This window comes from Niallia sp. Sow4_A1 (genome assembly GCF_052116745.1).
In the GTDB taxonomy this organism is placed as follows: Bacteria; Bacillota; Bacilli; order Bacillales; family Cytobacillaceae; genus Niallia; species Niallia hominis.
In genome coordinates, this window is sequence record NZ_JBQKKM010000086.1 from 1 (window position 1) to 10,117 (window position 10,117).

At 36.7% G+C, this 10,117-nt stretch carries 5 protein-coding genes; 1 reads left to right on the top strand and 4 read right to left on the bottom strand.

Going from position 1 to position 10,117, the window contains the following annotated elements:
- Positions 1-796: 796 nt before the first annotated feature.
- Positions 797-2,290: a glutamate synthase small subunit gene (gene gltD, locus ACTQ5K_RS24680; RefSeq protein ID WP_441994411.1), complete on the bottom strand. Its 1,494-nt coding sequence runs from the start codon at positions 2,288-2,290 to the stop codon at positions 797-799.
- A 15-nt stretch (positions 2,291-2,305) separates the two neighbouring features.
- Positions 2,306-6,859 (bottom strand): glutamate synthase large subunit, encoded by a 4,554-nt coding sequence (gltB, locus tag ACTQ5K_RS24685; RefSeq protein WP_031536524.1) that lies wholly within the window; start codon positions 6,857-6,859, stop codon positions 2,306-2,308.
- 139 nt (positions 6,860-6,998) lie between these two features.
- On the opposite strand from gltB, the gene ACTQ5K_RS24690 reads away from it, so the two are divergent.
- The gene (locus ACTQ5K_RS24690; RefSeq protein WP_031536525.1) at positions 6,999-7,901 is read left to right on the top strand and encodes a LysR family transcriptional regulator; all 903 of its coding nucleotides are present in this window, start codon (positions 6,999-7,001) and stop codon (positions 7,899-7,901) included.
- 63 nt (positions 7,902-7,964) lie between these two features.
- On the opposite strand, the gene pepF is transcribed toward ACTQ5K_RS24690, so the two are convergent.
- Together pepF and ACTQ5K_RS24700 are read right to left on the bottom strand one after the other, a co-directional pair.
- Positions 7,965-9,755 (bottom strand): oligoendopeptidase F, encoded by a 1,791-nt coding sequence (pepF, locus tag ACTQ5K_RS24695; protein WP_349205473.1) that lies wholly within the window; start codon positions 9,753-9,755, stop codon positions 7,965-7,967.
- A 150-nt stretch (positions 9,756-9,905) separates the two neighbouring features.
- A partial coding sequence (locus ACTQ5K_RS24700; protein WP_441994412.1) for a hypothetical protein occupies positions 9,906-10,117 on the bottom strand: 212 nt, incomplete at its 5' end.

Here is a 10,117-nt window from a genome sequence, read left to right on the forward strand (position 1 = left end):
AAAAACCAAATGGATGGAGCCACCTTTGAATAGGTATTTACCTTTTTGGCTCTAAACAAGGAGGATAATCAGACTGAAAATTGCGACAATATTTATGCAACACTAGTGATATTATATTTTTAATAAAATGATAATAAAAAACACCTAAATAAGGATGAAAACTTGAAAACAAGTTTTATTTACATTTGATTTAATGATATTTTGTTTTTAAATTTTTATAATATTTTGAATGCGTAAAATTTAATGGGATATTCTCGTAAATTTACTAGCTGGGAAAGTTTTTTATAGAGGCTATTTTCCACTCAATTTATATATTTTGCTCAAAATAGTTCCATTTTAACAAGACTATAATTCAATCATTAAAAATTGGTTGCCTAGCTAAGAAGAGAGATTATATGTATAATATTATCTTTTATTTCATTCATAGGATTAAAAAAGAAGCTGGGACAAAACTAAATAACTAATCTTTAAAGACGAACAATCTTTAATTTATCTCTTAAATAAAGCTACTTTCTCATGGTTATCTATGTTTTTAAATCTAGATAAGTGTAAAAACTAAGTCGTTCCATTGCGCTATGGACGCACGATGCGCCGGGGAGGAAGCTAAGCCTCCTCGCATGCGCTGCGGGGTCTAAAGCGTCTCTATTTCCCGCAGGAGTCGAGCGTCCTCCGCTCCATTTCACTTCGTTTTTAAAACTTTTTCTAAAAAAACAAACACGAACTATAATGTAATTTAATTACATTATAGTTCGTGTTTGTTGTTGATTGAAATACTTATGTCCCAGCCTCTTTTTTCTTAAGCATTAACAGTTGGTAGAATCGAAGCACCCATCAAGTATTCATCTACTTTTCTAGCTGCTTCTCTTCCTTCATTAATCGCCCAAACAATTAAGCTTTGTCCTCTGCGGGCATCACCTGCTGCGAAAACACCTTCAAGATTTGTTTCAAAATCACCGTATGCTGCAGCAACTTTTCGATTCATTGTTTCAATACCAAAGTGCTTTAATACTGGCTGTTCAGGACCTTCAAAGCCAATTGCGATAAAAACTAACTGTGCTGGCCATACTTTTTCTGTTGCGGGAATTTCTTTGAAAATAAATGTCCCATCTTCTTGCTTTATTTTTTCCATTGATACAGTGTGTAATTCTTTTAATTTACCATTATCGTCTTTTACCATCTTCTTCGTCTGAATTCCATACTGTCTAGGATCTTCCCCAAACTTCTGTTCCGCTTCTTCGTATGCATATTCTAATGTAAAGACATTTGGTGCTGCTGGCCACATATTATCACTTGTGCGCATTAGCCCAAGCTTAGGATGTTTACCAAATTGGACGACGCTTTTACAGTTTTGGCGAAGAGCTGTTGCGACACAATCAGCTCCTGTATCTCCCCCACCAATAACAATGACATCCTTGCCTTCTGCATCAATAAAGTTTCTATCTCTCAAATTAGAATCTAGCAAACTTTTGGTTACACCTGATAAATAGTCCATTGCAAAGTGCACACCTTGTGCATCTCTACCTTCCATTACTAAATCTCTTTGCTTTTGAGCACCAGTACAAAGAATCACAGCATCATAGTTTTCTCTTAATTCTTTTGCAGTTATATCTTTTCCTACTTCTGTATTGGTAATAAAATCAATACCTTCTTGGGAAAGAAGCTTAATTCTACGCTCTACGTCTTTTTTCTCTATTTTCATATTTGGAATACCATACATTAATAACCCACCTGGTCTATCTGCTCTTTCATAAACGGTTACAGAATGGCCAGCTTGATTTAATTGATCTGCACTAGCAAGTCCTGCTGGACCAGACCCAATGATGGCTATCTTTTTTCCTGTTCTCTTTTGAGGAATTCGTGGTTGGATCCACCCGTTTGCAAACCCCTTATCGATAATAGTACGTTCGATATTCTTAATCGCAACAGCTGGATCAGAGATTGCAACTGTACAAGAACCTTCACATGGAGCTGGACATGCACTACCAGTGAATTCTGGAAAGTTATTTGTCTTTAATAATCTGTCTAATGCTTCTTTCCATCTCCCTTTATATACAAGGTCATTCCACTCAGGGATTAAGTTATGGATCGGGCAGCCAGATGTGCTTCCGGCAATTTCCATTCCAATATGGCAGAATGGTGTAGCACAATCCATACATCTTGCTCCTTGTCTTTCTAGTACCTCATCAGCGAAAGGAGCAGAATATTTTTTATAATCTTTTAGGCGGGAAAGCGGATTTCTCTCTTCCGCTTCCTCCCGTTTAAATTCCATGAAACCAGTTGCTTTACCCATTCTGTTCTCTCCTTTCTACTGCACTAATACGGTTATTTTATCTGATTGTTTTTTTTTGTCTTGTTTGGAATTATTCTCAAATGCTTCCATGGAAGCTGCTTCTTCTGATAATCCACTTTCTAGTCCTTTTTGGATGTTTGCAATCATTCGTTTATAGTCTTTCGGAATTACTTTAACAAACTGTTGTACATAATTTTCCCAATTAGCAAGTACTTGTTGACCTACTAAGCTATCTGTTTCTACCACATGTTTTTCAATTAGTCCTTGTATTCTCTCTATTTCTGCTCGATCTTCTAGTGCTTCAAAAATAATCATTTCTTTATTGCATAATGTTTTGAATTGGTCTGCGTCTTTCGATAATACATAGGCTATGCCACCAGACATACCAGCTGCAAAGTTTTTACCCACATCTCCTAAAATAACAACTTCTCCACCAGTCATATATTCTAAGCCATGGTCGCCAATGCCTTCTACGACAATATTTGCACCACTGTTACGTACGGCAAATCGCTCTCCTGCTTTTCCATTTATAAATGCTTCTCCACCTGTCGCACCGTAAAATGCTACATTGCCAATAATAACATTATCTTTTGCTGTATAAGAATTTATCGCTGATGCTTTAGCAACAATTCTCCCACCGGATAGCCCTTTTCCGATGTAGTCATTCGCATCTCCTGTTAAATAAAGACTCATACCTTTAGGGATAAACGCGCCGAAGCTTTGACCTGCTGATCCGGTGAAATGAAGATTAATTGTATTTTCTGGTAATCCAGATTCTCCGTAATGCCTTGAAATTTCGCTACCTACAATAGTACCTGTAACTCGATTTGTGTTTCGGATTGTATAATGTAAATCTAATGTTTCCTTGTTTTTTATCGCATTTTGAACTGCTGGTAGAATCTTCTGTATGTCTAAGCTTTCATCAATCTTGTGATTTTGCGGTGTTTGGAATGTTCTTGGACCATCCACTTTATATAATAGCTTAGATAAATCTAAGTCCTTCGCTTTCCAATGCGTTTTCGCTTCTTTGCTAACAGTAAGCACATCTGTTCTTCCGACCATTTCTTCTACTGTGCGGAATCCTAACTGTGCCATTAGCTCACGTACCTCTTCTGCAACAAAGCGCATAAAGTTTACGATATGATTAGGATCTCCAGCAAATTTATATCGCAATTCTGGATTTTGTGTTGCAATTCCAACTGGACAAGTATCTAAATGACATGCACGCATCATCACACAACCCATTACAATTAACGGAGCTGTTGCAAAACCAAATTCTTCTGCTCCCATCAAGGCTGCAAGAACAACATCTTTTCCTGTCATTAACTTCCCATCTGTTTCAAGGACGACTCGACTTCGTAAACCGTTCAACATTAATGTCTGATGGGCTTCTGCTAAACCAAGCTCCCATGGAAGACCAGTATGTTTAATACTTGTTTTAGGCGATGCTCCTGTTCCCCCATCATAACCACTCACTACTATAACATCGGCAGCACCTTTGGCAACACCTGCTGCAATAGTTCCAATTCCACCTTTTGAAACTAATTTAACGGAAATGCGTGCATCTCTATTCGCGTTTTTAAGATCATGGATAAGCTGTGCTAAATCTTCAATGGAATAGATATCATGGTGTGGTGGAGGAGAAATTAATCCTACACCTGGCGTTGAGCCACGTACTTCTGCAACCCATGGATATACTTTATTTCCAGGCAACTGTCCGCCTTCACCAGGCTTTGCACCTTGGGCCATTTTAATCTGCAATTCTTTCGCATTGATTAAATAATGACTTTTAACTCCGAATCGACCAGAGGCGATTTGTTTAATATTGCTTCTCCGATTATCGCCATTTTCATCCATTGTATAACGGGATGGATCTTCTCCACCTTCTCCACTATTGCTGCTTGCACCTAATCGGTTCATCGCGATTGCCAATGTTTCATGGGCTTCTTTACTTAGAGAACCAAATGACATAGCTCCTGTTTTAAATCTTTTAACAATGGAATCAACAGATTCCACTTCATTAATATCAATCGGCCGTCTTGATGGATCAAAAGCAAATAAATTACGCAAGAAACTCATGCTTTCCTCGTTAGCCGCTTCAGAAAATTGTTTAAATAATCCGTAGTCACCTTGTCGACATGCCCACTGTAACGTATGGATTGTTTTTGGATTAAAAGCATGGTGTTCCCCGCCTTTTCTCCATTGGAAATCACTTCCAGAATCTAATGTTTCATCGATTGATTCTTGATAGCCTAATAAATGCCTTTTTGTTGCTTCTTCCGCAATAATATCTAATCCGATACCACCTAGCTGAGAAACAGTGCCAGTAAAGTATTGATCAATTACTTCTTTGCCAATCCCGACTGCTTCAAAAATTTGTGCACCACGATAGCTTTGTACAGTAGAAATACCCATTTTAGACATTACTTTTACTACGCCTTCTGTAACTACTGTATTGTATCGCGCTACAATTTCTTCATAGGAAAGGGATAAGATGCCATCCTCTACTGCTTGATTATATGTCGCATATACCAAATATGGATTAATAGCATCCGCACCGAATCCAATTAGACTCGCAAAATGGTGTACTTCTCGAACTTCGCCAGACTCTACAATAATACTTGCCTTCGTACGAAGTCCTTTTTTAATTAAATCTTGATGCAAAGCACTAACAGCAAGTAGAACAGGAATAGCTTTTTCTTCTCTATTCATTGCACGATCAGATAAAATAAGCAATGATACACCTTGTGTGATAGCTTCTTCTGCCTTTTGCATAAGGTTGTTTAAACTTTCCTCTAAATTATCTGTAAATAAAGCATCTATTGTTCTAGCTGTAAACTCAAGTTTAGCATTGGTGCGTAATTGTTCAACATCGCCATTAGATAGAATCGGTGTTTTCAGTTGTATTCTATGACAATTGCTTTCATCTGGATGTAATAAATCACCTTCTGCACCTATCCAAGAAAGAGTCGAGGTTACTAGTTGTTCGCGAATTGCATCAATCGGCGGATTGGTTACTTGTGCAAATAATTGTTTGAAATAATTAAATAATGACTGTGGCTTATTAGATAATACAGCAAGCGGCGTGTCATTTCCCATTGATCCAATCGGGTCTTTACCTTCTAATACAACTGGAATCAGATTTTTTTGCACATCTTCATACGTGTAACCGAAAGCTTTTTGCCTTGCAAGTAAATCAGCAAATGTCTCCGCCTTTTCTTCTATGTTTTCCTCTAAGCGCACAACTTCCTCTAGCCACTCTGTATATGGATGCTCAGAAGCAATCGAGTTTTTAAGCTCTTCATCGGAAACAATGCGTCCTTCTTCTAAATCAATCAACAGCATTTTTCCAGGACTTAAGCGCTCTTTATAAAGAATATTTTCTTCTTCAACTGGAATAACGCCAACCTCTGAAGAGAAAATGATGTAATCATCTTTCGTGACATAATATCTTGCTGGGCGTAAGCCGTTACGATCAAGAATCGCGCCAATTTGTTTACCGTCTGTAAAAGTAATCGCCATTGGACCATCCCATGGTTCCATTAAGCTACTATGATATTCGTAAAAATCTCTTTTTTGTTTTGATAAATGCGGATTCTCGGTCCAAGGCTCTGGAATCATCATCATTGCCGCATGAGCCGGCGTGCGACCAGATAGAATAAAGAATTCTAATGCATTATCAAATACGGACGAGTCACTACCATTGGAATCTAAGATTGGTAACACTTTTTCTAAATCAGCTCCAAAAACCTCTGATGCAAATTGCTGCTCCCTTGCTTTCATCCAGTTAAAGTTGCCTCGTAATGTATTTATTTCTCCATTATGGATTAAATATCGATTTGGATGAGCTCTTTCCCAGCTAGGAAATGTATTTGTGCTGAAACGAGAATGTACAATTGCGAAAGCTGAAACAAATGCTGGGTCTTGCACATCTAAATAAAAGCTCTTCACTTGATCGGAAGTTAATAATCCTTTATAGACGATTGTGCTTGATGAGAGACTCGCAAAGTAAAATTCTTTTTCTTCCTCGCTTCCCCACTTTTCTGCTAGTTTTCTAATTATATATAATTTTCGTTCAAACGTTAACTTATCTTTATTTGATTGATTGGATTGAATGAATACTTGACGAATCACCGGACAACTTTCTTGTGCAACTTTTCCGATTTTTCTGAATTCGGTTGGGACAGTTCTCCAACCAAGAAGTACTTCTCCTATCTCTTCAATATATTCGTTAATCTTTGTTTCAATTTGATTTCGATTTGGGTCATCCTTTGAAAAAAAGACCATTCCAACTGCATATTTTCCACTCTCTGGTAGATTAATATCTGTTAATTCTTTTCGAAAGAAGGCATCTGGAATTTGTACCATTAATCCAGCACCGTCTCCTGTTAATGGATCACTACCTTGCCCACCACGGTGATCTAATTTACAAAGCATGCTTAATCCTTTTGTGACAATGTCGTGCGTCGCTTCCCCTTTTATATGAGCGTACAGTCCGATTCCACATGCATCATGTTCAAATTCCGGTCTATATAAGCCCTGCGCTTTTTCCATTTGGTTGTACGTCATTTCAACCACCCCTGTCAGATTTTCTAACAAATTTTTTTATTCAGATAATTCAATTATACTATACAAATTCATATGTACAATATATCATTTAGATAGAAACAATCTAAAAATGAGATAATTAAAAAGAAGGTCGATAAAAATGGAACTGAGACAACTAAAATATTTTATTGAAGTAGCGGAAAGGGAACATGTATCAGCCGCTGCAGAACATCTGCATGTTGCCCAATCTGCTGTTAGTCGTCAAATTGCTAACTTAGAAGATGAGTTAGGTGTGCAATTATTTGAGCGGGAGGGTAGAAACGTGAAACTGACTTCCATTGGAAAGATATTTCTAACCCATTCTCTTGCCATAGTCAAATCGGTTGACCGTGCCATTGAACAAGTAAATGCCTACTTGGATCCAGAAAGAGGCTCTATAAAAATTGGCTTTCCAACAAGTCTTGCAAGCCACTTACTACCAACGGTTATTTCTGCTTTCAAAGAAAAACATCCAAAAGTGAAATTCCAATTGCGGCAAGGATCCTATCATTTTTTAACAGAAGGGGTAAAAAATAGAGACTTAGATTTAGCCTTCTTGGGTCCAGTACCAACAGACGATTTTTTATTAACAGGAAACATATTGTTCACTGAAAAAATATTTGCTTTACTACCAAGTAATCATTTTTTAAGCGAAAGAAGATCCCTTCGCTTACGGGATTTACGCAATGATGAATTTGTTTTATTTCCGGAAGGCTATATTTTGCAAAAAATCGCTATTGACGCTTGCAAACAAGAAGGATTTTTACCGAATATAAATGCGGAAGGCGAAGATTTAGATGCGATTAAAGGATTGGTGTCTGCTGGTATGGGTGTAACACTACTGCCAGAAAGCACTTTTTATGATACTGTTCCAAAGTTTACGGTGAAAATACCAATTGAAGATCCGATAATTAATCGAACTGTCGGAATTATCGTTCCGAGCAATCGGGAATCTCCACCATCTGTCCAAACCTTTCGTCGATTTGTCATCGACTTTTTCACTATTTTAGAAAAATATCAATAATGGGATGGGATAAGGGTCTCAAACTTTTAGTTAAAGTTAGACCCTTACTTCCCTACCCATTATTTATTTTTCTAAAACTTCCTTCACTAAGGAATGGAAAATAGATAAAGCGTGATTGATAGGCTCTGGGGTTGTCAAATCGACACCAGCCGTTTTGAGAAGCTCGAGTGGATAGTCAGAACTTCCACTTTTTAAAAAGTCTAAGTAGTTTTCTACATCCCCTTTCTCTCCTACAATTAATTTATCAGCTATATTTATCGCTGATGCAAAACCAGTTGCATACTTATAAACATAAAAAGGACGATAAAAATGGGGAATTCTCGACCATCCATACTTCACTTGCTCATCAATGACTAAATCGCTGCCATTATATGCTTTAAATAATTCCTCATAAGTTGAATTGAAAAAATCCAATGAGAGAGGAAGCCCGTTTTCTGCTTGCTCATGCACTGTTTTTTCAAATTCGCTAAACATTACCTGTGTAAAGAAGGTACCTTTAAAACTATCAATAAAATGGTGCAGTAAATGCTCTCTTTTTAATGGATCCTGCTCTAATTTTAATAAATGTCTTATTAACAATACTTCATTCACAGTAGAAGCGACTTCCGCAACAAAAATGCTATAGCCTGCACTTATTTGTGGCTGATGTTTACTACTAAAATAGGAATGCATCCCATGTCCACATTCATGAGCTAATGTAAATAAGCTATCTAAATCGTCCCGATGGTTTAGCAGAATAAATGGATGTACACCATATAATCCTAAATTATAAGCACCTGAACGTTTCCCAGGTGTTTCCCGTACATCTAAGTAACGCTTTTCTTTAAAACTTTTTAGCACTGCGATATATTCTTCACCTAATGGTTTTAATGCATCCACCATTATTTGAAATGCGTCATCATAGCTAATCTCTTCTTTGGCTGCTTCTCCGACTAATGGAACACTTAAATCATAGGCATGCAGTTCTTTGAGCTGAAGTCGCTTTTTGCGAAACTTCATATAGTCATCCATATAAGGTAAGTTCTTTCTTGTAGTCTCAATTAAATTATTATACACTTCTACTGGGACTTGGTCTCCAAACAAACTTTTTTCTAAAGCAGAAGGATAATTTCTTAATTTTGCTGTTTTTACATTATTTTTCACTGCAGCACTAAAGGTTGTTGCAATCGTATTTTTCATGCCTATATATGGTTTATAATAGGCTAGGTATGCTTCTTTCCGTACATTTCGATCTTCACTTTCGATTCTTTTTGCATACATTCCCCTTGTTAGCTCAATTTTTTCTCCATCTTCATTTGTTACTTCTCCAAATGTAATATCTGCATTATTTATCATTCCGAATACATTGCTCGGTACACCTAATGCTTCTCCTAGTTCGGACAAAATCTCTTCTTTTTCTTTGCTTAATACATGCTTCTTATAGCGAAAAGACTCTAATAAGTCTTTTTCAAAATAAGCTAATCCTGTCTCAGCTTTTATGTAGGCTTTTAATTTGCTTTCTTCTAATGACAATAAAAAAGGCATAAAAAAGGAGGTAGCTCTACTATATTTCTGCCCTACATAGCGAGCTTTTTCAATTAGACTTTGGGCATGGGTATTACGCGTATCTAAGTCTAATAGAAGCATTCCATAAGCATATACTTTTCGATAGATAAAACTAGTTTCCTCTGATAAAGTAAGATATGCTAATAAGCTTGCCCCGTCTGAAATATTACTATTGAAAGTGGCAAGCTCCTCGATTTTTTTCTCCAATAATTGAAGATCGTTTTCCCAATCTTCTTCTGTTTTATAAATATCCCTCAAATTCCATTTTTCCAAATCTGTAACTTCTTCCCTTGTTTTATATGTATTCATAAACTTCCTCCTATTCATTGGTTTTCTATATTTCACTTGTTATCATGAAATGAAAAGATATGTTTATGCTTAAATCATACCTAGCAATATCCTATTATGTAAAGTATAAACGCTTCTATCGAATTGTACGGGAGTTTTCCAAAATTATCATTATTGTTCCATAATACTTTTTTTCAATACTTGTAATAATTGGAGGTCGATTGAACGGAATTTGTCTAATAAATAACAAAGCTTTGAAGAGAATCCATAAGGTATGAGTAAAATGTTTGTGGGAGAATAAATATCCTTTTTGTCTAGTTGGGGGACGAGTCCCCCAACTAGACAAAAAGGCCACCAAGCGAAAGCGCGGTAGCTGGAAAAAA

Bases quoted from the DNA above. Each gene is read 5' to 3' on its own strand.
- gltD (WP_441994411.1), bottom strand. From the start codon at position 2,290: ATGGGTAAAGCAACTGGTTTCATGGAATTTAAACGGGAGGAAGCGGAA.
- pepF (WP_349205473.1), bottom strand. From the start codon at position 9,755: ATGAATACATATAAAACAAGGGAAGAAGTTACAGATTTGGAAAAATGG.
- ACTQ5K_RS24690 (WP_031536525.1), top strand. From the start codon at position 6,999: ATGGAACTGAGACAACTAAAATATTTTATTGAAGTAGCGGAAAGGGAA.
- gltB (WP_031536524.1), bottom strand. From the start codon at position 6,859: ATGACGTACAACCAAATGGAAAAAGCGCAGGGCTTATATAGACCGGAA.